Annotated in this window: 28 protein-coding genes and 2 pseudogenes; 19 read left to right on the forward strand and 11 right to left on the reverse strand. The window is 67.7% G+C overall.

The features are described from left to right. The first annotated feature begins 55 nt into the window (after positions 1-55). The 12 genes and pseudogenes from PSS76_RS15395 (at position 56) to PSS76_RS15450 (ending at position 7090) form a co-directional block, all read left to right on the forward strand. Positions 56-232: a hypothetical protein gene (locus tag PSS76_RS15395; RefSeq protein ID WP_005512735.1), complete on the forward strand. Its 177-nt coding sequence runs from the start codon at positions 56-58 to the stop codon at positions 230-232. 97 nt (positions 233-329) lie between these two features. Beyond that, on the forward strand, positions 330-587 hold the full coding sequence (locus PSS76_RS15400; RefSeq protein ID WP_005512734.1) for a DUF7218 family protein: 258 nt from the start codon (positions 330-332) through the stop codon (positions 585-587). Between the two features lie 4 nt (positions 588-591). Then, the gene (locus PSS76_RS15405) at positions 592-2112 is read left to right on the forward strand and encodes an FAD-dependent oxidoreductase (RefSeq protein ID WP_005512733.1); all 1521 of its coding nucleotides are present in this window, start codon (positions 592-594) and stop codon (positions 2110-2112) included. 5 nt (positions 2113-2117) lie between these two features. Further along, a pseudogene (locus PSS76_RS15410) lies at positions 2118-2333 on the forward strand (ornithine decarboxylase); the annotation flags it as partial. Positions 2334-2374: 41 nt separating this feature from the next. Next, positions 2375-2638, forward strand: a pseudogene (locus tag PSS76_RS15415) (Orn/Lys/Arg family decarboxylase); the annotation flags it as partial. 76 nt (positions 2639-2714) lie between these two features. Beyond that, complete coding sequence (locus PSS76_RS15420; RefSeq protein ID WP_013416254.1) at positions 2715-2867, forward strand: hypothetical protein; 153 nt, start codon at positions 2715-2717, stop codon at positions 2865-2867. Between the two features lie 16 nt (positions 2868-2883). After that, complete coding sequence (locus tag PSS76_RS15425; RefSeq protein WP_337456326.1) at positions 2884-3402, forward strand: hypothetical protein; 519 nt, start codon at positions 2884-2886, stop codon at positions 3400-3402. 21 nt (positions 3403-3423) lie between these two features. Further along, the gene (locus tag PSS76_RS15430; RefSeq protein WP_013416255.1) at positions 3424-4590 is read left to right on the forward strand and encodes a zinc-dependent alcohol dehydrogenase; all 1167 of its coding nucleotides are present in this window, start codon (positions 3424-3426) and stop codon (positions 4588-4590) included. A 17-nt stretch (positions 4591-4607) separates the two neighbouring features. Next, the gene (locus tag PSS76_RS15435) at positions 4608-5711 is read left to right on the forward strand and encodes a carboxylate-amine ligase (protein ID WP_337456327.1); all 1104 of its coding nucleotides are present in this window, start codon (positions 4608-4610) and stop codon (positions 5709-5711) included. A gap of 103 nt (positions 5712-5814) precedes the next feature. Beyond that, positions 5815-6234, forward strand: coding sequence for a hypothetical protein (locus tag PSS76_RS15440; protein WP_081181559.1), 420 nt, complete (start codon positions 5815-5817; stop codon positions 6232-6234). After that, entirely contained in the window at positions 6231-6491 is a 261-nt protein-coding gene (locus PSS76_RS15445; RefSeq protein WP_013416258.1) for a hypothetical protein, read from the forward strand. Before PSS76_RS15440 ends, PSS76_RS15445 begins: the two co-directional genes overlap by 4 nt. Beyond that, on the forward strand, positions 6479-7090 hold the full coding sequence (locus tag PSS76_RS15450; RefSeq protein ID WP_084847131.1) for a TetR/AcrR family transcriptional regulator: 612 nt from the start codon (positions 6479-6481) through the stop codon (positions 7088-7090). Before PSS76_RS15445 ends, PSS76_RS15450 begins: the two co-directional genes overlap by 13 nt. Here the strand turns inward: PSS76_RS15450 and PSS76_RS15455 are convergent. Next, positions 7087-8592, reverse strand: a complete 1506-nt coding sequence (locus PSS76_RS15455; protein WP_005512716.1) for a Mur ligase family protein — start codon at positions 8590-8592, stop codon at positions 7087-7089. The two genes, PSS76_RS15450 and PSS76_RS15455, sit on opposite strands and share 4 nt — an antisense overlap. A gap of 125 nt (positions 8593-8717) precedes the next feature. Next, the gene (locus PSS76_RS15460) at positions 8718-9239 is read right to left on the reverse strand and encodes a metallophosphoesterase family protein (protein ID WP_022596366.1); all 522 of its coding nucleotides are present in this window, start codon (positions 9237-9239) and stop codon (positions 8718-8720) included. Positions 9240-9281: 42 nt separating this feature from the next. Between PSS76_RS15460 and PSS76_RS15465 the strand changes: the two genes are divergently transcribed. Then, positions 9282-10079: an SDR family oxidoreductase gene (locus PSS76_RS15465; RefSeq protein ID WP_044991149.1), complete on the forward strand. Its 798-nt coding sequence runs from the start codon at positions 9282-9284 to the stop codon at positions 10077-10079. Positions 10080-10089: 10 nt separating this feature from the next. On the opposite strand, the gene PSS76_RS15470 is transcribed toward PSS76_RS15465, so the two are convergent. Together PSS76_RS15470 and PSS76_RS15475 are read right to left on the reverse strand one after the other, a co-directional pair. Further along, on the reverse strand, positions 10090-11550 hold the full coding sequence (locus PSS76_RS15470) for a DNA-3-methyladenine glycosylase 2 family protein (protein WP_084968433.1): 1461 nt from the start codon (positions 11548-11550) through the stop codon (positions 10090-10092). A 503-nt stretch (positions 11551-12053) separates the two neighbouring features. After that, positions 12054-12494, reverse strand: a complete 441-nt coding sequence (locus tag PSS76_RS15475) for a MarR family winged helix-turn-helix transcriptional regulator (protein ID WP_084985185.1) — start codon at positions 12492-12494, stop codon at positions 12054-12056. A 107-nt stretch (positions 12495-12601) separates the two neighbouring features. On the opposite strand from PSS76_RS15475, the gene PSS76_RS15480 reads away from it, so the two are divergent. From PSS76_RS15480 to PSS76_RS15495, 4 genes are all read left to right on the forward strand, one after another. Then, positions 12602-13675 carry a substrate-binding domain-containing protein gene (locus tag PSS76_RS15480; RefSeq protein WP_081181567.1) on the forward strand — a complete coding sequence of 358 codons (1074 nt, stop codon included), beginning with the start codon at positions 12602-12604 and terminating at the stop codon, positions 13673-13675. 81 nt (positions 13676-13756) lie between these two features. Beyond that, a complete protein-coding gene (locus PSS76_RS15485) occupies positions 13757-14392 on the forward strand; it encodes an AmiS/UreI family transporter (protein WP_081181572.1) in 636 nt (211 codons plus the stop codon). A gap of 36 nt (positions 14393-14428) precedes the next feature. Beyond that, entirely contained in the window at positions 14429-15466 is a 1038-nt protein-coding gene (locus PSS76_RS15490; protein WP_337456328.1) for an aliphatic amidase, read from the forward strand. A gap of 14 nt (positions 15467-15480) precedes the next feature. Beyond that, positions 15481-16515, forward strand: a complete 1035-nt coding sequence (locus tag PSS76_RS15495; RefSeq protein ID WP_081205716.1) for an AAA family ATPase — start codon at positions 15481-15483, stop codon at positions 16513-16515. Between the two features lie 276 nt (positions 16516-16791). Here the strand turns inward: PSS76_RS15495 and PSS76_RS15500 are convergent, their stop codons facing one another. The 7 genes from PSS76_RS15500 to PSS76_RS15530 all read right to left on the reverse strand — a co-directional run bounded on the left by PSS76_RS15500 (position 16792) and on the right by PSS76_RS15530 (position 21843). Further along, positions 16792-17250, reverse strand: a complete 459-nt coding sequence (locus PSS76_RS15500; RefSeq protein WP_013416267.1) for an Hsp20/alpha crystallin family protein — start codon at positions 17248-17250, stop codon at positions 16792-16794. Positions 17251-17506: 256 nt separating this feature from the next. Next, entirely contained in the window at positions 17507-18379 is an 873-nt protein-coding gene (locus PSS76_RS15505; RefSeq protein ID WP_069856455.1) for an LLM class F420-dependent oxidoreductase, read from the reverse strand. Next, positions 18376-18906 (reverse strand): nuclear transport factor 2 family protein, encoded by a 531-nt coding sequence (locus PSS76_RS15510; protein WP_081181576.1) that lies wholly within the window; start codon positions 18904-18906, stop codon positions 18376-18378. The genes PSS76_RS15505 and PSS76_RS15510 overlap by 4 nt, the downstream gene beginning before the upstream one ends. Positions 18907-19015: 109 nt before the next feature. Beyond that, positions 19016-19303, reverse strand: coding sequence for a hypothetical protein (locus PSS76_RS15515; protein WP_005512691.1), 288 nt, complete (start codon positions 19301-19303; stop codon positions 19016-19018). A gap of 162 nt (positions 19304-19465) precedes the next feature. After that, the gene (locus tag PSS76_RS15520) at positions 19466-20026 is read right to left on the reverse strand and encodes a TetR/AcrR family transcriptional regulator (RefSeq protein ID WP_013416271.1); all 561 of its coding nucleotides are present in this window, start codon (positions 20024-20026) and stop codon (positions 19466-19468) included. After that, entirely contained in the window at positions 20026-20523 is a 498-nt protein-coding gene (locus PSS76_RS15525) for an FBP domain-containing protein (protein ID WP_236723190.1), read from the reverse strand. Before PSS76_RS15525 ends, PSS76_RS15520 begins: the two co-directional genes overlap by 1 nt. A gap of 144 nt (positions 20524-20667) precedes the next feature. Continuing rightward, positions 20668-21843 (reverse strand): serine hydrolase domain-containing protein, encoded by a 1176-nt coding sequence (locus PSS76_RS15530; RefSeq protein WP_232244745.1) that lies wholly within the window; start codon positions 21841-21843, stop codon positions 20668-20670. A gap of 343 nt (positions 21844-22186) precedes the next feature. On the opposite strand from PSS76_RS15530, the gene PSS76_RS15535 reads away from it, so the two are divergent. Both PSS76_RS15535 and PSS76_RS15540 read left to right on the forward strand, forming a co-directional pair. Further along, positions 22187-22654 carry a GNAT family N-acetyltransferase gene (locus PSS76_RS15535; protein ID WP_041674282.1) on the forward strand — a complete coding sequence of 156 codons (468 nt, stop codon included), beginning with the start codon at positions 22187-22189 and terminating at the stop codon, positions 22652-22654. A gap of 572 nt (positions 22655-23226) precedes the next feature. Next, positions 23227-23418, forward strand: coding sequence for a CGNR zinc finger domain-containing protein (locus PSS76_RS15540; RefSeq protein ID WP_231849606.1), 192 nt, complete (start codon positions 23227-23229; stop codon positions 23416-23418). The last annotated feature ends 65 nt before the right edge of the window (positions 23419-23483 follow it).

The raw sequence follows: 23483 nt of genomic DNA on the forward strand, positions 1-23483 counted from the left end.
TTCTGGGTTGTCTCTGCGAGGGTTTCGAATCCTCACGGGGCGGGAACCTTCCCACATGATCAGACGCAGACATCGGGCGCCCCCCGAGCCGGACGACGACACCGAAGGTGCCGAGGGGTCGCCCGACGTCCGATATCCGCAACCGAGCCCCCTCGAACCGTGGTGGCGGCGCGTGATGGCGCAGGGCAAGGCGGCCGACGACCGCCCCGAACACGGCGACGGACGCCGCTGAGCCGGCCTGGCCGACGCCTGTCCACGCCGAAGGTGTAGCCACGCGGACTGCTGGGTATGCGACAGCCAGGCAGCACACGCATTGGAGGGAGACGACCATGGCACGCTCGTCGATCAAGGATGAGAAGCAGTACGAGAAGCTCCGGGAGAAGGGCGCGTCCAAGGAGAAGGCCGCCCGAATCGCGAATGCGAGCGCTGACCGTGGGCGTTCGGACGTAGGCCGCAAGGGTGGCAAGTCGCAGTCCTACGAGGACTGGACCGTCGACGAACTGAAGAAGCGCGCCAAGGAGATCGGCCTGTCGGGCTACAGCTCCAAGCGCAAGGCCGATCTCATCTCCGAACTGCGTAACCACTGAGCCCGTGAACGACCCCTCGCTGTGGCTCGACCGCCCCCGCCCCGCATCGAGTCCGCCCCTTCCGGACGGCAGCCGGTTCGACACGGTGGTGGTCGGTGCAGGATTGACCGGATTGTGTACCGCGTTCGAACTCTCCCGGGCGGGGGCCACGGTGGCCGTCCTCGAGGGCCGCCGTGCGGGTTCGGTGACGACAGGTCGAACGACGGGGAAGATCTCGCTTCTGCAGGGCACGAAGCTGTCGCAGATCGCCGAGCGTTACCCCACGGACGTCGTACGCGCCTACGTCGAGGCCAACCGGGACGGCCGACGGCGGCTTCTGGACCTGTGCCGCAGTTTCGAGGTGCCGGTGCAGAGGGAAACGGCGTACACCTACGCCACATCGTCCGAGGGCGCGACGGCGCTCGCCGCCGAGTTCGATGCCGCAACCGAAGCCGGCCTCGACGTCGGTTGGGACGAAGCGGCGGAGTTGCCGTTCCCGGTGACCGGCGCGATCGGGCTTGCCGATCAGGCGCAGTTCGATCCCGTCGACCTCGTGACCGCGCTCGTGCGCGAGCTGCGCGGGCGTGGCGTCCCCGTCGTCGAGAACACTCGCGTGCGGTCGGTCGGGCGGACGCCGGGCGGCCTCGCCGTCCGCCACGACGGTGGGGGCGAGCTCGTGGCCGACCGGGTGGTCCTCGCGACCGGAACACCCGTCCTCGACCGCGGGTCCTTCTTCGCCAGACTCGAACCGCAACGGTCGTACTGCATCGCGGTCGCCGGTACGGACCAGCCGCCCCGAGGGATGTACCTGTCCACCGACTCCCCCACGCGGTCGCTACGCTACGCGCCCACCCCGGACGGCGATCTGCTGATCGTCGGCGGCAACGGGCACACCGTCGGTCGCGGCGGAGCGACGCAGCCGCGTGTCGCGGATCTGATCGACTGGACCCGTCGCCACTTTCCCGGCGGGGAGGTCACCCATACGTGGTCGGCCCAGGACTACCACTCGGCCGACCAGTTGCCGGTGGTCGGCGGATTGCTCCCCACCGACGATCGGATCCTGATCGCCAGCGGGTACGACAAGTGGGGTATGACGAACGCCGTCGCCGCCGCGGCCGTGATCGCCGCGCGAATCGACGGCGAGCCGCCGGCGTGGGCGGCGTCCTTCGACCCGTGGGCACTGAGTCGCGCACCCCGAAGCGCCCTGCCCACTCTCGAACTCAACGCCGGCGTGGCGGTCGAGATGGTGAAGGGATGGGTGGGGCCCGTCGTCGGATTCCGCTCGTCGTCGCCTGCGGAGGGCAAGGGCAGGGTCCAACCCGGGGTTCCGGTTCCTCGAGCCGTGTGCACGGTCGACGGGCGGACCCACCGGGTGTCGGCGGTGTGTCCCCATCTCGGGGGCATCGTCCGGTGGAACGACAGCGAACGCAGCTGGGACTGTCCGCTGCACGGCTCCCGGTTCGCCGCGGACGGCCGGGTCCTCGAAGGGCCCGCCACGCGGGGTCTGAGTGCGTCGGATTGCGTTTCCGACCGACGGGGTACGTGAGGGTCATGGACCAGTCACGGGCGCCTCTGCTGGAGGCCTTGCAGGAGTACCACCGATTGGACCGTTACGGCTTCTCGCCGCCCGGGCACCGCCAGGGCCGCGGCGCCGACGTGCGGGTCCGCGAGGTGTTGGGCGACGAGCCGTTTCGCGCGGACGTCCTGGCGTCCGGAGGCCTCGACGATCGCCTGTCGTCGGCGGGCTGTCTGTCGAATGCCGAGAAGCTGATGGCAGAGGCGGTCGGCGCGGACCAGGCCTTCTTTTCGACGAACTCCAACTCGAGTCGGTGTTCTCCCCACGGGACGCCTTCTTCGGAGACATCGAGATGGTGGATGCCGGCGACGCCGACGGCAGGATCGCCGCCGAACAGATCACGCCGTATCCCCCGGGCATCCCCGCGGTGGTGCCGGGCGAGCGTCTCGACCGAGCGGTGATCGACTACCTCCGCAGCGGCGTCGCTGCGGGCATGAACATCCCGGACGCCTCCGACACCTCGCTGGAGAAGTTCCGGGTGGTGAAAGAGCACTGAGCGGCGAATCCGCTGGACTTCGTTTGAGCCACAGCGGAGCCGGGCACCCACTACACACAGATCGGAAAGGTTCGAGATGACCGACGAGACCCACCGCCCCGCACCGAAGGACGACGTCCACGCCGACCCCCCGGGTCCGGCCGATCACGGTCGCGACGGCGGAATGGCAACCCGCGAGAACGCGCCGGACGTCGTGCGCCAGTCCGACAAGGACGAGGACGACAGCTGAGCACCTCGGAGGACCCATGAACTATCTGGACAACGTCGTGCAGAAGGTGGGCCAGGTGGTGGGCGAGGCCGTCGGCCACGTGTCGAAGTCGGACGCCACCCAGTCGGTCACCATCGCCCGCCCCCGCGACGAGGTGACACAGTTCTGGCGCGACCCCCAATCGCTGTCCGCGGTCTTCGACCAGGCCGCGGAAGTCCGAGCGGGCGATGTTGCCGGGGAGTATGTCTGGAGCCCGGTCGGTTCGCCCGACGACGCCGAGTCGTGGCGCGCGACCCTACGAGAGGACGAGGACGGCTTCCGGTTCACGACGACCGGGGGCGACGCGACCGGCCCGACCCCCGGATTCGTCCTGGGCTTCCGGGACGCGCCCCACGGGCTCGGCACCGAGGTCACGCTGCGAGCCCGGACCCCGCTACTGGAGTTCCTGTCGTCGCTCGCGGCGTTCGCCGTCCTCTACCGGGCGCGCGCTCTGCTGCAGACCGGGGAGGTCCCCACCCTGCGCGACAACCCCAGCGCCCGCCGCTGTGGGCAGTGATCGACAACCGGAGGAGGTCCCGTGCGCGCTCTGTGTTGGAACGGCGTCAACGACTTGGCCGTGGAAACCGTCGACGATCCGCGTCTGGTCAATCCTCACGACGCGATCGTCGAGGTACGGCTGACCACGACGTGCGGGTCCGACCTGCATTTCATCGACGGCTACCTACCGGGGATGCGAGAAGGCGACGTGTTCGGCCACGAGTTCATGGGCGAGGTGGTCGAGACCGGCCCGGAGGTCACCCGGATCCGGACCGGGACGCGGGTGGTGGTGCCCTCGTTCATCAGCTGCGGGTCGTGCTGGTACTGCGACCACGACCTGCCGTCGGTGTGCGACACCACCAACCCCAATGCCCATCTGCAGCAACCGGTTTTCGGTTACCCAACCGGCGGGATCTACGGCTACACCCACCCCTTCGGGGGCTACCAGGGCTCGCACGCCGAGTACATCCGGGTGCCGTTCGCCGACTCCAATTGCTTTCCGGTGCCCGACGGGGTATCCGACGAGCAGGCCTTGTTCCTCTCCGATGCGGTGCCGACCGGCTACATGGGTGCCGACTTCTGCGACATCTCCGCCGGTGACACGGTCGCCGTCTGGGGCGCCGGCGGAGTGGGTCTGATGGCTGCGAAGAGCGCGCTGCTGCTCGGCGCCGACCGGGTGATCGTGATCGACAGGTTCCCGGAGCGTCTCGAGATGGCACGCACCGTGTGCCACGCCGAGACCGTGGACTACACCGACTGCAACGTGCGCGAGGTACTACGTGAGAGCACCGGGGGACGCGGTCCCGACGCGTGCATCGACGCCGTCGGGATGGAGGGCCACGGTACCGGAGTGCAGGAACTCTACGACCGCACCAAGCAGCTGCTGCGACTCGAGACCGACCGCGCGACGTCACTGCGGCAGGCCGTACTCGCCTGCCGCAAGGGCGGAGTGGTCTCCGTGCTCGGGGTCTACGGGGTGACCGACAAGTTCCCGATGGGCGCCGTGACCAACAAGAGTCTGACGATCCGCTCCGCGCAGCAGCACGGGCAGCGCTATCTCCCCAGGCTGTTCGAGCACGTGCAGCGGGGTGAACTCGATCCCGCGGTACTCGCCACCCACGACCTCCCGCTCGAGGACGCGGTCCGGGGCTACGAGATGTTCAAGAAGAAGCAGGACGGCTGCGTCCGCGCGGTCTTCCGTCCGTAGCGACGCGAGAGGGTGCGATGCCGTCGCGGTGGAATCCCACCGTCGGGGTCGAGGAAGAGTTCCTCCTCGTCGACCCGGTCACCGCGTGGCCGCGGATGGACAACGACGCCGTGGTCGCCGAAGCTCACCGCGCCGGTGTGGAGCTCCAACGCGAACTGGGTGCCTGTCAGATCGAGACGACCTCCCCGGTGTGCACCGGGCCGGAGGAGCTGACGACGCAGCTGGCCCGGCTGCGTTCCGCGGCCGCGCAGGCTGCGGCCCGATGCGGCTGTCGACTGCTCGCCTCCGCGGTCCCTCTCGTGGGCCCCCGCGAACACCAGGTCAGCGACGACGACCGTTACCGATCGATGGAGCGAGCCTTCGGGATCCTGGCGCGGCAGCACGGCGTGTGCGGCTGCCACATCCACGTGGCGGTGCCGGACCGGGACTGTGCGATCGCAGTCGGCAACCGCCTACGCCCCTGGCTGCCATCGCTGTTGGCTCTCACTGCGAACTCCCCGATCTACAGCGGGGTCGATACCGGTTGTGCGAGTTGGCGTTCGGTCATGTGGCGACGCTGGCCCAGCGCCGGCGCTCCCCCACTGTTCAGGGATGCGCACGAGTTCGACCGCGTCGTCGCGGCGATGGTCGACACCGGCAACATCCTCGATCGTGGAATGGTCTACTGGGACGTGCGGCCGTCCGCACGGTTTCCGACGGTGGAAGTGCGGGTGAGCGACGTTCCGGCGACCGTCGAGGAGTCGGTGCTGCTCGCGGTACTCGTGCGCGCGCTCGTGGTGACGGCGCTGCGAGACGCAGAAGCCGGCTCGGACGTCGCGGATGTACCCGGCCACGTGCTCGACGCCGCCTACTGGCGCGCCGCCCGCGAAGGGCTGGACGGCGTGGGTGTGGACCCCGCGACGGTGACCGTCGTTCCCGCCTCGGTCCTGCTCGAGCGGATGATCGACAGTGTGGGCGACGCCCTCGACCACCAGGGGTTGCGAGCCGTCGCAGAAGACGGGCTCCGGCGTCGGGTGGCAGCGGGAAACGGTGCTCGACGGCAGCTTTCGGCTTTCCGGCGACGGCACTCGATCTTCGATGTGGTCGAGACGGTCGCAGACTTCACCCTGCAGGGCTGCTAGGCAGGAGACCACCCGACGGGCGATCACGGGCCGTGCGGGACGACACGAAAGGCGTCCTGCTAGTTTTTGTGACGACTTGTCGTCATAAAGAAGGGTCGACTCGGTGCCGACGATCGATGTACACGTTCATACCGACGGGATCCGGCTACCGCGGCGCCGGCAGGTGGCGTTGTCGGCCCTGGCCGGCGCCGCCGCGTCCGCGGTGATTCTCGCTTCGGCGCAACTGGCTGTCGGCTGGCAGAATTCGGCCGATTCCGCGCTCCTGCTGAATCTGGGCTACGCGGCCCAGTTCGCCGCCATCGTCCAGGTACTGTCCGTTCCGCTCGCGCGCGCCGGAGACCGCGTGACGGGTCTGTCGCTGGGATTGTTCGTCGCCGCGATGTTCCCGCCGATGCTGTACGGCCATGCCGCCCGACTCGCAGTCGTGAGCGATCTCTATCTCGTGAATGTGCTCGTGGTCCTGGCGCTCGCGGTCGCGACGGTCCGTGCCACCGCCGATCTGTGGCGGAGGGCTCGCGCGTGAGCGGACCGGCGGACGTCGTCGGCGCGGTTCGGCTCAGAACGAGACGAACGGTCGCGGTGGAGCTCGAGCGCCTGGCGCGGCGCAGCAGCCTGTCGGAGATCCAGATCGAGGCCGTCGCCGCGGCCCTCGAGCGCGTGTCGACCGTCCTCGTCCTCGATCGGCTGGCGGCGTGGCAGGGTGACCCGTGGGTCGTGGCCGAACTGTTCGGCCACGACGCCCCGACCACGAACGAGGAACACCGCCGATGCCCAAACTGACGGGTGGGACCACGCTGGCCGAGCACAAGGCTGCGACGCGTGACGCAATGCTCGACGCGTTCGCCGTCGAACTGCACCAAAGACCTTGGCAGGACCTCAAACTGCAGACGATCGCGGAACGGGCGGGAGTGGCGCGCACCGCGGTGTACAACTACTTCCCCGACCGGACCACACTGTTGCTGGCCTGGTCCGAACGTGAGATGACGCGATTCATGGCGTTGGCCGCGCGCGAACTCGCGGACCGCACCGACCCCGTCGACCGCTTGCAGGTCCTCGTCAAGCTGGTCCTCATCGAATTCTCCCTGCAGCGCGGTGTCGCCGCCTCCGTCGCGTCGATGCTCGCACCCGAGGATCGCCACGTCTTCTTCACGCACCTGGAACCACTCGCGGAGCTGTTCGAGGATCTGCTGCGGGACGGTATCGACGGTGGAGTGTTCGCGGACGCCGATCCGGCAGCCACGCGCCAGTTGATCATGGCGTGTCTGGAATCCCAGCGCCCGGGACTGGTCGCGGGAGGAAGAACGGATTCCGCCGTCGCACGCACCGTGCCGTTCATTCTGCGCGCGCTCGGGGTACGAGAACCCGGGGTGCAGGGCTAGTAGGCCCGCGTCAGCAGGGCGTTGCGCAGCGCGGCCCGATCGTCGAACGCGGTCGCCACGCCGTCGTCGACGAGTGCCGGGTCGTGCCCGCGTCCCGCGAGGAGCACGGTGTCCCCGGCACCGGCCAGGTCCACGGCTACCGCGATCGCCTCCCCGCGATCCGGGATCACCACCACCTCTGCCGTCCCGGCCCGGCGCGCTCCCGCCGCAACGGCGTCGCGGAGATCGGCGGCGTCGTCGGAGAAGGCGCTCTCGTCCGTCACGACGACCACCTCCGCGTATCGCGCAGCGGTGAATCCGAGCGGAGCGCGCTTGCCGGGATCACGCTCGCCGGTGGCGCCCAGCACAACCACGATCCGCCCGGGCGTCACCGAACGCAGATAGGGGAACAGCCGATGCTGACCGGCGGTGTTGTGCACGTAGTCGACCAACGCGAGGAACGGTTGCCCGACGTCCACACGCTCGAGCCGCCCGGGGATCGCGTCGAGTGCCTCGATCCCGGCCACGGCAGCGCCGAGGTCGATTCCTCGGACGGACAGCGCAGCGAGGGCCGCGACAGCATTGTCCACCTGGTGCCCGCCGAGGACCCGCAACCGAACCGGTACCCGTTCGCCCCGGTGGTGCAGAGTGAACGTGCTCCCCCACCGTTGTGCCCGCACCGTCGTCGCGTACACGTCGGCACCGGGATCGCGTGCCGAGAACGTCAGGTGTGGAACCGCGACCTCGGCCGCGAGCCGGCGGCCGTAGTCGTCGTCGATGCAGACGGCCGCGCGTTCGCAGAGGTCGCGTTCGAACAGACGTGCCTTTGCTGCGTAGTAGGCCTCCATGTCGGGGTGGTAGTCGAGGTGGTCACGCGCGAGGTTGGTGAAGACTCCGACGTCGAAACGGGATCCGTCGATCCGGTGTTCGGCCAGTCCGTGGCTCGACACCTCCATCGCGACCGCGTCCACTCCTTCCTCGACGAACTCGACGAAGCTCTGCTGCAGCTCACACGCTTCCGGCGTGGTCCGCGTCGCGGGCCGGACCGTGCCGGGTCCCCGCACCGTGACACCGGTGACCACCCCCGTCCGGAGACCCGCCGCCACGAGAGCGGCCTCGAGCAGGTAGACGGTGCTGGTCTTGCCGTTCGTCCCTGTCACGCCGTACAGGTCGAAGGCGGTCGACGGATTTCCGTACGCCCATGCCGCGAGCGGTCCCAGTGCCACGCGTGGATCGTCGACGACGACCGTCGGCACGATGTCCGACGGCCGGTCGCTCAGCATCGCGACAGCGCCGCGCGCGGTTGCCTCCGAGGCGAAATCCGCACCGTGGTGCCGACGTCCCGGCAGTGCAGCGTAGAGGTCACCCGGGCGGACACGCCGGGAGTCCTGACACACTCCGGTGATCACCCGCCGGTCGTCCACGGGTGCGTCGGCAACCACGTGCCCCGCCTCGCACAGGCGGTCGACGACCTCACGCAACGTGCGGGGAGAAACCGGCGTCCACAGGTCCTCGAGGTCCATCCGACAAGTTGACCACCCTCGGGGCGGTTGCCGCCGGCGAACGATCGTGTCCCTGACGGTCGGGGCATTCCCGATCCGCGCCGTCTCGACATCTCGGCGACGGAACTGCCCGACTGCGCAGGCGCTCAGCGGCCGGGCGAGCCGACGGACCGCACGGGAAGGCGATGCAACTCCACCTCGTTCAACACCCCGCCCAGGGCCGTCGCCGTCATGTACGTGCAATGCGGCTGCCGGCGCCGATCCGTCGGTGACCCCGGGTTGAGCAGACGCAGTCCGCCCGGGGCTGTCGTGTCCCACGGGATGTGCGAGTGCCCGAACACGAGCACGTCGGTGTCGGGGTACGCCGCCTCCGCCCGCTTCTCCCTTCCCGCCGCTGCTCCCGTCTCGTGGACCACCGCGAGACGCACCCCTTCGAGCGTCACCCGCGCGATCTCCGGAAGCCGTTCCCGCAGTGCGGGACCGTCGTTGTTGCCCCAGCAGGCGACCAGCCGCCGAGCCCTTCCCTCGAGCTGATCGAGCAACCCGACGTCGACCCAGTCGCCCGCATGGACGACGACGTCGGCGCGATCGACCTCGTCCCACACCGCGGGCGGCAGCGACCGCGCTCGGGCCGGGACGTGGGTGTCGGCCAGCAGCAGGAGCCTCATCTCACCAGTGTGCCGCTCGCGCTCGATGGGTACACGGCGAGCATGACCGTCCCCACACACGACCGACTCGCCATCGTGACCGGTGCAGACTCCGGCATGGGCAGGGCAACCGCGCAACTCCTCGCCTCCGACGGGTACGACGTCGGCATCACGTTCCACACCGACGAGGCCGGGGCTGCGGACACTCGCGCCGCCGTCGAGCAACGCGGACGACGCTGCTACGTCGCCCGCCAGGATCTGACGAGTCCGGATACCGGCGACACCGTCGATCACCTCGCCGAACAGCTCGGTGGATTGGGGGTGTTGGTGAACAATGCCGGCGCCGGTCACCGGGACCGGGCGCTCGACCTGACCTACGCCCGGTGGCGGGAGATGCTCGCCACCGATCTCGACGGCCCGTTCCTGTGCGCGCAACGGGCCGCGCGCCGGATGGTCGAAACGGGCAGGGGTGGACGGATCGTCAATATCACCAGCGTCCACGAGCACGTACCACGCCTGGGCGCGGCCGCCTACTGCACGGCCAAGGCCGGCCTGGGAATGCTGACCCAGTGCCTCGCACTCGAACTCGCCCGGTACGACATCACCGTCAACGCCGTCGCTCCCGGCGAGATCGCCACCCCGATGACCGGTATGGACGAACCCGACGCTTTCCGCGAGGACCGTCCCGGCAATCCGACCGGGCGCCCGGGGCACGTCGACGAGATCGCCGCCGTCGTCGCCTTTCTCGCGTCGCCGCGCGCGTCGTATCTCACCGGCCGCTCGATCCCGGTGGACGGCGGCCTGATGCTCATGGCCGCGCACGGGCACGACATGGCCGACGGCAGCTGGCGCGAACTCTGACTGCGCCCAGCTATTCGGCGCTACGTCCGACCCCCGCGTCGCGACAAGCCGCGACGAGGTGGAGTCCGGCGTAGGTCCGCCACGGCCGCCAGCGATCGACATCCACCGCATCGATGCCGAACCGGTCCATTGCCGCCCGGACGGCGGGATCCTCGGTCGACAGGACGTCGGGGTCGCCCAGGCCCCGCATCCGGATGTGGGCGGCAGTGCCCGGCGGGAGGCCGGGAACGTCGCCGAGGGCCTTCTCCGCGGCGGCGCGGTCGACGCCCGGGTCGAGTGTGACCGCGCCCGAGGCCAGCCTCCGAGCGAGCCCTCGAAGCGTCCGCCGGAGGGGATCGGACAGTCCCTCGAACGAACGGTCGGCCAGATCCTCGGCTCGGGGGAACAGGTGGGTCAGGCCACCGCGGGCAGTGACCAGCGGCTGCCCATAGCGCCGCGCCAGGAGGGCGCCGGCCCGGCCGGCGACCGCGCGGAGCGCGAATTCCTCCGGGTCGACGGTTCCCGGAGAACGCAGACCGGGTCGGGCCGCCACGGCGTCGGCGAGCGCCCGGTCCGAACCCAGCCGCTCGGCCACCGCGTCGGGATCTGCGTCGAGGTCGAACAGGCGCCGGACGCGTTGCGTCGCGGTCGTGAGGTCGCGCAGGTCCTGCAGGCACAGGTGGCAGGGCAGCCACCCGTCGCCGCCGTCCTCCCCGACCTCGGCGATCCCGACACCGCGGGGAAGGCGCAACGTGCGACGGTAGCGGCGGGTGGGACGGACACCGGTCATCTCCTCGACGCCCGGTACCAGATCGGCGGCGAGGACGTCGAAAGTCGCTGCGGCCGAATAGTGCCCGCGGAAAGGCAGGCGCAGTGGGATACCCGCCGCCGTGCCGGGGGCGCCTACGTCACCGAACCGGGTGGGGGTCCGGGGACGGGCGGCGCGCAGCCCGGTGGGGTTGGCCGCGTAGATCTCACGGATGGTGTCGTTGAACTGCCGCACGCTGGCGAACCCGGCCGCGAACGCGACATCGGTCACCGGCATGGACGTGGTCTGGAGCAGGACCCGTGCCGTGTGCGCGCGCTGGGCCCGCGCCAGCGCCGTCGGGCCCGCCCCGACCTCGGCGTTCAGTTGGCGCTGAACCTGGCGAGCGCTGTACCCGAGTCGGTAAGCGAGCCCCGAGACGCCCTCCCGGTCGACGACGCCGTCGGCGATCAGGCGCATGGCGCGCCCGACCAGGTCGGCCCTGACGTCCCACGCCACCGAACCGGGGACGGCGTCGGGGCGGCAGCGGCGACAGGCGCGGAATCCGGCGCCCTGTGCAGCGGCCGCGGTGGGGAAGAAGCGGACGTTCACACGTTTGGGGGTGGTCGCCGGACAACTCGGCCGACAGTAGATACCGGTGGTGGCCACCGCGAAGAAGAAGTCGCCGTCGAACCGCGCATCACGACTGCACACCGCCTCGTACCTGGCCTCGTCGCTGATCACCACACCAGCATGCGGTGGACGCGGTCGATCGGGCCAGCGGAAATCGGACGTCGCGTTCGAGGACCGCTCGCTGGGGTCGACGTCTTGGCGGGCTGCCACGGAGCCGCCGAGGTCGTTTACGCCGCCGCTGTCCCGTCCGCTCCGCCCGCGACCACGGCGACGGCGACGGCGACGGCGACGGCGACGGTCGAGCAGACCACCGCAGCTCGCGTCAAGATCTTTGTCAGCACTGGATACTCACCCCTCTCCCTTGATGGAGGCGATCAGTGTTCGACCGCTCTCGTACCGTGTACGAACGGTTCGGACCCACAGCCGCATCCGGAGCCGTGAGCGTTCGTGCGGCGGCAGCGCTTCGCTCGACGTAGCCACAAGGCGCGCCGCGAACGGATACGTGACTCGCCAACCGGAGCGTGCTGTGGGCCGCGGAGAGACCTCCACGGCCACCGGCTCAGTGGCCGCAGGACGTCGTAGCCCCTCGAAGCCTCGCCGCACCTGCTCCCGAACCGTCAGGGGCCCAGTCGCACCAAACCTGCCAGCGCCCGGACCAGATCGGCAGATTCCGGAGCGGGTAGCTCCCCGAGCCATTGCTCCTCGACGTCGCGCACCGTCAGCGACAAGCGGGCGTGCAACTGCCGTCCCCGCGGACTCGGATGGACACGCACTTTGCGCCGGTCGTCGGGGTCGACCTCACGGTAGACAGCGGCGATCGACACGAGCCGATCCACGACACGGGTGAGAGTCGGTGCCGGGATCCGTGTATCGACACGCAGCTCCGCCATCGTCGCTCCCGGACGGGCCGCCAGCGTGTCCAGCACCAGGTAGTGGTCGACGGTGAGCTTGTCCGCGGCGAATGCGTCGTCCGTCGCCTGCGCTGCCACTCGGGCCGCCCTCAGCAGCGCAGCGGTCACCGACACGTCGCCTACTGCGATGGCACTATCGTCCGACACGACCCACTCCCGAGCTGTTGCGTAGTTCACACCCCACAAGCAATACTTTCAAATGAAATGATAACCCGAGCACAGCCCCTCACCTACGACGCCGCGGAGGCGACGACATGAGCGCCGTACTCGACCGCGTCCGCGCTGCGCAGTGGCGAGTGGCGATGGTGGTTCCGCTCCAGGGGCCGGCTGGATTGTTCGGGCCGTCGTGCGAGGCGATCGGCGAACTGGCCATGCACGACATCAACAACACCGGAGGCGTTCTCGGCCGCGAGGCCGCCCTCCATGTCGTGGACGGCGGTCTGGACCCTGCGGCGATCGCCGCGGAGGTGCACCGACTGGTGTCCGCCGGCGCCGTGGACGCGGTGAGCGGTTGGCACATCTCGTCCGTGCGCCACGCGCTCGCACCGGTCGTCACGGGACGCGTCCCGTACTCCTACACCTCGCTCTACGAAGGCGGCGAGACGCGCAGCGGCATCTTCTGCTGCGGCGAGACGCCTCGCCAACAGATTGCTCCGGCCCTGAAATGGTTGCGGGACAACCTCGGCGCCCGTCGATGGTTCGTGGTCGGCGACGATTACATCTGGCCGCACGGATCACTGGGCGCCGTGCGGGCGTATGCCCACGAGCTCGGTCTCGAGATCGTGGGCGAGGCATTCGTAGACCTCGGCCGCGGCAACATGAACCGCGTGGTGGACGCAGTCCGCGCATCATTGTGCGACGGCGTTCTGATGCTTTTGGTGGGTCAGGACGCCGTCGACTTCAACCGCGCCTTCGCCCGCCGTGGACTCGACGAGCACATCGTGCGGTTCAGTCCCCTCATGGAGGAGAACATGCTGCTCGCGAGCGGGCCGCACGCCACGCGAAGTTTGTTCGTAGCCGCCGCATACTTCCGCTCGCTCGTCGACGCCGACTCGATGGATCTCGTCGGCCGCTACGTTTCGCTACACGGCGCGGCAGCGCCGCCACTGAACAACGCCGCGGAGTCCTGCTACGAGGGCATCCAGACCCTCGCCAACCTCATCCACCGTGCGGGAAATCCGTCCACCGCGGCACTCGATTCCGTCGTCGACGGCGCAGCATACGACGGCCCACGGGGGACCGTTGAGTTCCGAAACCGAGTAGCTCGTCAGCGAATTCACCTCGCCATGGCGAACGGTGTCGACTTCGACATCGTGACCACACTCTGATCGACCACCTCTTGACACTGTGGCGCACACCACTTACTTTCATTTGAAATCATTCCATTTGAAAGTGATCTGAGGTGTTCGATGGGCAGTGTCGGTCTGCTGTACGTGGGTGCGGTCCTGTTCGTGAACGGGCTGATGCTGCTCGGAGCGGTGCCACCGAGATCGGCGGCGATCCTGAACCTGTTCGTCGGGGCGCTCCAGTGCATCGTCCCGACGGCGATGCTGATACAGGCGGACGGCGACTCCGCGGTGACCCTCGCCGCGTCGGGTCTGTACCTGTTCGGCTTCACGTACCTGTACGTCGGGATCGGCAACCTCGCCGGGCTCGATCCTCGTGGCGTCGGCTGGTTCTCGATCTTCGTCGCCGCCGCAGCGGGTGCCTACAGCCTGATCTCCTTCAGCGTCGTCGACGACCCCGTGTTCGGTGTCATCTGGCTGGCCTGGGCCGGGCTCTGGACCCTGTTCTTCCTGGTCCTCGGCGCCGGACGGGAGGAACTCACCCGATTCACGGGCTGGACGGCCCTACTACTCAGCCAACCCACCTGCACGCTTCCTGCGTTCCTGGCGCTGACGGGCAATCTTCCGAGCTCATCTGGTGCTGCAGCACTGTGGGCCGCCGGGCTGGCAGCGCTCGTCGCAGTCGCCGCGACCCTGGGCCTGCCAGCCGCCCGGCGCCGGGTGCCCGATACTGCCGAACTCCACCTCAACCCCCACTAACTCTGCCCTGCAACGCAATCAACGAGAGGAACGATCATGCGACACGGAGATATCTCCTCGAGCAACGACACCGTCGGAGTGGCGGTGGTGAATTACAAGATGCCTCGACTGCACGACAAGGCCGGAGTCCTCGACAACGCACGACGAATCGCCGACATGATAATCGGCATGAAGTCGGGACTGCCGGGGCTCGATCTGGTGGTGTTCCCTGAGTACTCCACGCAGGGAATCATGTACGACGAACGAGAGATGTACGAGACGGCGGCAACGATTCCCGGCGACGAGACCGCGATCTTCTCGGCCGCGTGCCGCGAAGCCGACACCTGGGGCGTCTTCTCGATCACCGGCGAGCAGCACGAAGAACACCCGAACAAGCCGCCCTACAACACCCTGATCCTCGTGAACAACAGGGGCGAGATCGTGCAGAAGTACCGAAAGATCCTGCCGTGGTGCCCGATCGAAGGCTGGTATCCGGGCGACACCACACACGTGACCGAGGGGCCGAAGGGCTTGAAGATCTCGCTCATCGTATGCGACGACGGCAACTACCCCGAGATCTGGCGGGACTGCGCAATGAAGGGCGCCGAACTGATCGTGCGCTGCCAAGGGTACATGTATCCGGCGAAGGACCAACAGGTCCTCATGTCGAAGGCCATGGCGTGGGCGAACAACTGCTACGTCGCCGTAGCGAACGCCGCCGGATTCGACGGAGTGTATTCGTATTTCGGCCACTCGGCGATCATCGGGTTCGACGGCCGCACCCTCGGCGAGACAGGCGAGGAGGAGTACGGCATCCAGTACGCACAGTTGTCGGTCTCCGCCATTCGAGACGCCCGCGAGAACGACCAGTCCCAGAACCACCTGTTCAAGTTGTTGCATCGCGGCTACTCCGGCATTCACGCTGCAGGTGACGGCGACAAGGGCGTGGCGGATTGCCCCTTCGAGTTCTACAAGCTGTGGGTCACCGATGCCGAGAAGGCCCGAGAGCGCGTCGAGTCGATCACGAGAGACACTGTCGGCGTAGCGGATTGCAGGGTGGGATCGCTGCCCGTCGAACAGACCTCCGAGGCCTGACGAGGAGGTCCGCCATGCCCTATCTCACAGACATGTTCCACGAGCAGAACCGAGCGCCCACGGATGTGGTGGCACCGCCACTCCGGCCCGTCGGCGCTTTCGATCCCACCGCACTCACCGAGCGCCTCGGTTCGCGGATCGTCGGACAACGCAACGCAATCGATGCCGTCGTACGGGCGGTCTCGTTGGCCTCGGTAGGCGCCAACGATCCGTCCCGCCCGCTCGCGAACATCCTCCTTACCGGACCGACCGGTGTCGGCAAGACCGAACTGGTACGACAAGTCGCCGCCGCGCTGCGCTCCGGACCGGACGATATGTGCCGAATCGACATGAACGCGCTTGCGCAGGAACACTACGCGGCGTCCTTCTCCGGTGCGCCTCCCGGATACGCCGGCAGCAAGGAATCGTTCACCCTGTTCGACCGCGGCGCCATCGAAGGCGATCCGTACACACCTGGGATCGTCCTGTTCGACGAGGTGGAGAAGGCCGACACGACGGTCCTACGTGCGCTGCTGCAGATTCTCGACCACGGCGTGCTCCAGCTGGCGAACGGGCAGCAGACAATCTCGTTCCGCAACAGCTACGTGTTCCTGACGTCGAATCTCGGGTCCGTCGAACTGGCCGCCCGCCGCCGCACCCTGTGGGGGCGGCTGGGCCGCCGACACCCGCCGGACGACGAGAAAGTTGTCCGGCGCGCCGTCGAGCGCTTCTTCGATCCGGAGTTCTTCAACCGCCTCGACGAAACCGTGGTGCTGAACGGACTCGACGATGCGACCGCCCGCGAGGTTGCCGGTCTCGAGATCGACGTGGTCGCACGCCGGCTGGCCAGGCGGTCGATCAGCGTGGAGATCGGACCCGACGTCGTCGCACTGCTCTGCGGTCAGGGCTTCGACCCCGTCTACGGCGCGCGCGGGCTGCGACGCACTGTACGTACGGTACTGGCCGATCCGATCGCGGCAGCGGTCCTCGAACACCGGCCTGTTGGATCGGAACCACTCCATCTCCGCACGCGGGTGACCGCCGGAAGAGTCCGTGTCACCCGCAGCTGATCTGCGGAATCCGTCTGCGGGGTGGCCCGGTACCGGACCGGGCCACCCCGCTCGAGGCCTATCGTCCACGCAGGCTCGTGTCTCCCGTCGTCGCAGGTGGCACACACCCGGTCCTGTCGAACAGCGCCGCGCCGACACCATCAACGACACTGACCAACGGAGTCCCGGCCCGCGCCCTACGGGCCGGGACTCCACCCGCATCAGACCGGATCGAACCCCTGCCGCGGCTTCAACCGATCCGCGAGGTGCGACGCCGGACGCAGCTGTGCCGTCGGGTCAGGTCGACGTCTCCCCCGTCCCCGCCTCGATGGTGTGCTGGGTGTCGGATGCGAGACGAGTGACCTCGATCTTCCGTGGCTTGGCCCGTTCGGCGACCGGGATCATCACGGTCAGGACACCGTTCTCGTAGGTGGCAGAGATGTTCTCGGCGTCGACGCCGTCGCCGAGTGACAACTGCCGACGATAGGTTCCGGTGAACCTTTCCGACGCGAGCCACTGGACGTGCTCCGCCGAGGGCGCGCTGCGATGCGCGGTCAGCGTGAGCGTGCCGTTCTCGACGTCGACATCGACCGAGCCGGGGTCGACGCCGGGCAGATCGGCGTGGAGCACATAGTGGTCGTCTACCCGATACAGGTCCATGGGCATGAACTGCGGGACACGCGAGGTACCCACGGCGTTGGACATCAGGCTGCGAGTGAGTGCGTCGACATCGGTGAAGGGATCGAAGCGAAGCACAGCAGAACACCTCCCGAGCTTTTCCAGTGCCCGTCACGTCGACGGGCATCCGAACAACGTGTGCACCATGAAATTTAGCACTCCCCGACCGAGAGTGCCAAGAGGATTCCGGGTCGAGTTTTCGACGCGCCCACGACGCCGACTCAAACCAATCCCACTGCTGCACAACCACGTCGACGACCGGCCGACTCACTCCCGCGGTGGGGATCGGATCGAAGCAGCGGCCGGTCGGCGCCGTCACGGGCTCGGGCGGACGCTAGCCCGATCGGATGTCGAGGCCGGCAATCTCCGCGAACGCCGCGAGCTGCTCGAGGTAGTGCCCGAGGGAGTCGTGGCGGACCGTCAGGTTGATCTGTGTGGCGCCCGCCTTCTCCGCCGTGGCGATCACGTCGGCCACCTGGCCGGGAGCGTCGACGGGATCGAGCCGTTGGTTCGGCGAGAAGACGACGTCGAAATCGTCGGGCAACTCGTGCCGGTCGAGCATCTCGCGCATCAGCTCGGGACTGGGACCGCGGAAGGCCTGCGGCGCCGGCGCCCAGCCGTCGGCGAGGGTCACGGCCCGGCGCAGTGCACGCTCGCTGTGCCCCCCGATCCACATCGGAACCCGCGCCTGCGCGGCGTGCGGGTCGACCACCATGTCCCGGAACGAGTGGTATGGCCCCTCGTAGGACACCACGCGGCCGGACAACGCCGCGCGCAGCGCCCGCAGAGCGTCGTCGGCGCGCGGTCCACGGTCCTCGAAGGGAACCCCGAGCATGTCGAACTCCTCCTTCAGGTTCCCGACACCGAACGCCAGGATCAGTCGCCCGCCGCTGAGGTGATCGAGCGTCCCGTACCGCTTGGCGATCTCCAGAGGGTGATAGAACGGCAACACCAGGACGTACGGCAGGAATCGCAGCCGGTGTGTCTGCCCGGCCAGGAACGAGAACGTCGCGAGCGGATCGTAGAAGCGTTCTCCGCGCGGCAGACCCGGTGGGACCGCCACGTGGTCCCCACACGTCATGAACTCGAACCCGAGGCGGTCGGCAGCCTGCGCCACCCGGACCAGTTCGGCGGTACCGGCGGCGGCCTCCCACTCGGGTCGGTTGCCCGCGAGCGCCACGATCGGCGAGCTGATACCCACCTTCATGCCCGTGCCTCCGCCCCGTACAACCTGCGCTGCAGCTGGGTCAGCGGATCGTTGCCGTCCCTGCTGCCGGATGGTCCGGCGCCCTCCTTCGGTATGAACCGGCCGGCGTCCGACCGCGTCCACTCCCGGGTGGCCCACCGCTCGGCGATGGCCCAGCGACCGTCCCGCCATTCCATGTGGTCGATGAACCGCACGCCGCTGGTGAAATTCGTCCGCGGATCGTCGGCCGGCTCACCCCAGTGAACCGACGTCCCGTACGTCTCGCTGATCGCGGTGTCGCCGAGCAGTTCGACCAGATGGTTGCCGACCATGTGCATCGTCCCACCGCGCCGGGCGCGCAGCTTGGGCTCGACCCAGGCGATGTACTCGTCCAGGGTGCCCTCGAACCCGGTGTGATGATCGATTCCGTCCGGGTGATACGCCGACCGGACGAGGTCGAAGTCCAGCCGGTCGATTCCGCGGCAGTACCGCAGGACGACGTCGTGGATCTGTTGGCGATCGGACCACTCGCTGCGTTGCTCGTTCATACCGAACGAACGTAGAGAAGCCCTCGGCCTCACGCGGTCCACATCCTGCTGGGCGAGAAGACGCGGCGGTGAACCTCGGACCCGTCGGCGTGCCGGGCGAGTTCGAGGCTCAGTGCCCGAGGTGATCTCTCAGGTGCCGATGCTCCATGTGCTTCACGTGCGCATGCTCGGCCACCACGATGCTCGCCCCTGCCATGAAGAACAGCGCGCATGCCGTGCCTGCGATGACGGCCCAGCCCTCGAACCCGTAGCCGGCAGCGACCAGCGCCATCCCGAGTGTGGCTATACCGAGGCCGATCAGTCCCAGCCCGGGCCAGTTCCTCGTGTCGTCGATCGATTCGCCCGGATGCTCCCGGGTGGTGTGCGCACGGTCGAGCGGCAGTCGATGAGTGTTCATGCCGACCCTCTTCCTCGAGGTACGGGTTCGAGGTTCCAGCATGCGCGTGTCCTGCGGTCGAACGGGACACAGCGGCATCACCTGAAGGTCACATTCTCCTCTCCCCGGCCGCGAATCGACCCGGCGACGCGCCCCTGCGCGCACGGCGTAGCAGTGCCCGATTCATTCGCACTCGGCCCGGATCGCCGTGAGCATGACGGAGGACACGGAAATCGGCGGAGCGTCAGTGATGCGGACCATTCCGGCGAGACCGACGGCCAGCATGAGCAACCGGCCCGCCGCCTCACGGGCATGCGTGAAGTCCGCGTTCCGGCGGCACAAAACGGCTGCGAGTACTTCGGTCAACCGGGACAGCGACTCGATGTAGCTGTCTGCGATCGGCTTCCGTAGCTGCGCATGGGCCGCCGCCTCGGCCCATCTGGCCATCGACCGGCCATCCGTTCCACCCAGCAGATCGCGAAAGAACTCGATCAAGGCGTCGATCGGTTCGAGTCCCTGTACTTCGCCTTCATAGGCGTCGATCTCGCTAGCGGAGTATTGGCGCCACGCTTCCGCGGCAAGTTCATCGGTCGACGAGAAGTGATGGTGGATTTGCCCCTGCGAACCACCGAGTTGCTCCGCCACCGTACGGGCCGTAACAGCACTGAGGCCTTCCTTCGCCACGATGGCCGCAGCCGCCTCGACGATCGAGCGTCGACGCTCCGCACGTGCCAGATACGCCATCATTGCCTCCGTCGTGCTTCTCGCTCGGGATGGGACGCCGACTTCAGGAAGGCAGCCGTTCGTTCGCGGAGGCCCTGCCGACGCCGTTCGATCGTCTCCTCGGCCGGAGGATCGAGTGGGCCGACGATCGGCTTGCTGTGGACGTTCACACTGCAGTCGAGGTCGGTGCAGACGTGAAGCCCGAGCGTACTCAACCGCTGACGCTTGTCGCGGGACGGGCGCGGGGCAGTGAAGAGTGACACCTCGTTGAACCGCCGCGCAAACCGACACAGGTCGCACATCACCGCGCGCGAGGAATGCGCGGCTTGATTCGGGTTCTGCCGGAGCATCACACCGAGCGCCTCGCCCTCGACGTCGGCGACCAGATAGACCCGCAGCGGAGCCCGCAGGTCTCGCCAGCCGAGGTAGTCGATGCGACGCCAACGCACCTCGTCGAATCCGACCGGTAGGTGCACTCTCTTCTGGACCGGATCGAGATTGACGATAGAGGCACGCACTTCCGCCCTCGTCATAGACCGCACGTCGCTCCCCCTAACTTGTACACGGATACAATTTGTATCACGATACAACTTGGAGGTTCGTGCGTACGCGGGCGTGGCTGCCGACATCGACTCTCCTCGGCCGGCGAGTCGCGAGGCCGCCTACTCGGCTTCCTTGATCCACCTGGTCGCGTACATCGTGTTCGATCCGAAGAACTCGCGAACCACGTCGTCTACTGCGTTCAGACCGTTCTCGCTGTTCGTCATGATCACAAGACTGCGGCCGGTTTCGGGATAGGCGATGAAGAAGGCCTTGTACGGGCCGTTGTCGCCCCAGTGCCAGATCGCGTCCCCGAGTTCATTGCTCTGCAGCCCGATACCGAGGCCCCACTTGATGTGGTCGATCGCGTCCTGGTCGCTGCCGCCGTGGTCGGCACTACCGAAGGGAGTGAACATCATCTGGCGCGTGGCAGGTTCGAGGCCCTCGCCGTCCAGCAGCGCGCCGCGAAGGAACTTGTCGTAGTCACCCGCCGTGGTCCGCAGGGTGTAGGCGATGTTCGCGCGGGGGAAGTTGCGTACCGGCCGGGCGGCGCCGTCGGCGGTGTGGCCGACGGATGTGACGGCGTCGAACGCAGGATTGGTGACGAGATCGCTTCCCGCCATCCCGAATCGCTCGAAGACCCGCTCCCGAACCAGTTGGTCGAACGATTTGCCGGTCAGCGATTCGACGGTCTTCTGCAGGTAGTAGAAGCCCTCTCCGGAGTACGACCACTGGGTCCCGGGTTCGAAAGTGGTGCTGACCGGTGTGGTCTCGAACTCCGGGCTGGACGGTCCGGTCGCCCAGTTCGGGAGGCCGGACGTGTGCGTCAGTACCATCCGCCCGGTGATCCGTTGCGCCGCCGGATCTCCCGCGATCCGCGAGTAGTCGAAGTACTCCGACAGCGGCGTGTCGAGATCGAGCAACCCCTCGTCCACCAATTGCAGCACGACGTACGAGGCGACCACCTTCGTCAGCGATGCCGCCTCGAACACCGTCTCGGCAGTCACCGGCCTACCCGTGGCAGCACTCGCCACCCCGTAGTCGAATTCGCGCTCGGTCCCACGGTCCGCGTAGATGACCTGGGCGCCGGGAACCCCCTGCTCCGCCATGATGGCGCCGAGCCGCTGAGCGACAGCCGCGCACGACGGGTCCTCGACGGAACCGCCGAGAGAGCCCAGCGAACCGGTGGAGCCGAGCCAGCCGGGGGCCCCGATCGTCGCCGCCCGAGCCGGCGCATCGATGGACGGGGACAGCGCGACGGCACCGGAAAAGGCCACAGCGAGAACAGGTACCAACACCCTGCGATGGAAAGACTTCACATGACACCTCGAGACATCGATCAACGGACACGCCGATGCTAGGACGGATCGGGGCCCGAATCGCTCGGGGTAACAACATCCTTACCGACGTCAACGAGATGGAAACAAACGTCCGTTTGAACCCTGTCTCGAACTGTGCGCCAGTGGTTTTCGTGTGTAGCAGTTCACACCTTCGGCCGAACCTTACCGATCTCGACGAACCAGTGGCCAGCACCTGAACCTCGCGTCGCTCCAGCCTCACCGTCTCCCCATGCGCTCTCCGGAAGCCGTCGGGGTCGGGTCCTCGTCCGTGAGGAGATCACGCAGCTGTAAGAATGGTGCGATGAATGTCGTTATCAGGCCGGGCCAATCGGAGGATTCCGTGCTGCTCAGCGAGCTCGCCATGCGTTCCAAGGGCTTCTGGGGTTATAGCGACGAGTTCCTCGAACTGTGTCGACACGAGTTGACGCTGAATGGCACCGACGTCTTGATCCGAAGGACTGCAGTAGCCGAATCGTGCGGCACCGTCGTCGGATTCGTGACCGTTGACGGGACCCCGCCCGACGGCGAGTTGGGGATGCTCTTCGTTGCCCCGGAGGCTATTGGCGGCGGCATCGGCACAGAGCTTTTTCGCCACGCACTCAACACTGCACACCAGGCCGGGTTTCGCCGGCTCGCGATCGAGTCGGAACCCCGTGCCGAACCGTTCTATCGCGCGATGGGAGCGGTCAGAATCGGCAGTGTCGCGTCCACGTTGGTTCCCGGCCGCGAGTTGCCCTTGATGGAAGTGAGCACAATCCCAACCCTTTGAGCAAGGAACGGCTCGAGTTCCACTCGACGCGATGCAGGACATCGAAACCGACCAAGGGGCCGGGCCACCGTAGTAGTCACGGGCAACACCGGAGTGGACGCACAAATAGCTGTGGCGACGGGCTGCGACGATATGTCGGGTCCTTGCGCGAGATTGTGCCGCCGGACAGTCCTCGCCGACTGCACGGGGAGACGCGGAGAGATCAGATACACGCCCCGCTGTGATGCAATCAGCTCATGCAATTCAATCATGACAACATGACTGGCGCGCTCCTGGCCGCGGACCTTGTCAACCTTCAGCGAGAGGACCGATGGACGATCCCGGGTGTCGAGGCGGTTTTGGACAACCACACCATCCGATGGCCAGACGTGGACGAAAGGACGTCGACGGCACTGCGCCGATGGGCCTTTCGACTCCGAGAGGTATTCGTCGCCCAGAACGAAGAGCTTCGGTGCCAGGCCGTCAATGCGCTTCTGGTCGACGGGGTCGGCAGTGTGTATCTGACGACGCACGGCGGTCGTCGCCCGCACTTGCACTTCACACCGGACGGAGACGACCTCGTTGGGCGCGTGATGGCGGTCACTGCGGGTGGGCTTGCGTTCTTCACGGTTGAGGCGGCAGGTGGCCGCCTGGGCGAATGCGATAGGGCAGGGTGCAATCGGGTGTTCGTGGATACCAGCCGAAACGGACGCCGTGCCTATTGCAGCGCTCGATGCGGCAATACGGATGCTGTCCGCCGTCATCGCAGCCGAGGCCATACTTGACCTGGCCATCGGGCGGATACCGCCGGTGCGAGTCCTACCCGATCATCCGGACCAACAACTCGCCA

The organism is Prescottella sp. D32, assembly GCF_037287305.1.
Lineage (GTDB): Bacteria > Actinomycetota > Actinomycetes > Mycobacteriales > Mycobacteriaceae > Prescottella > Prescottella equi.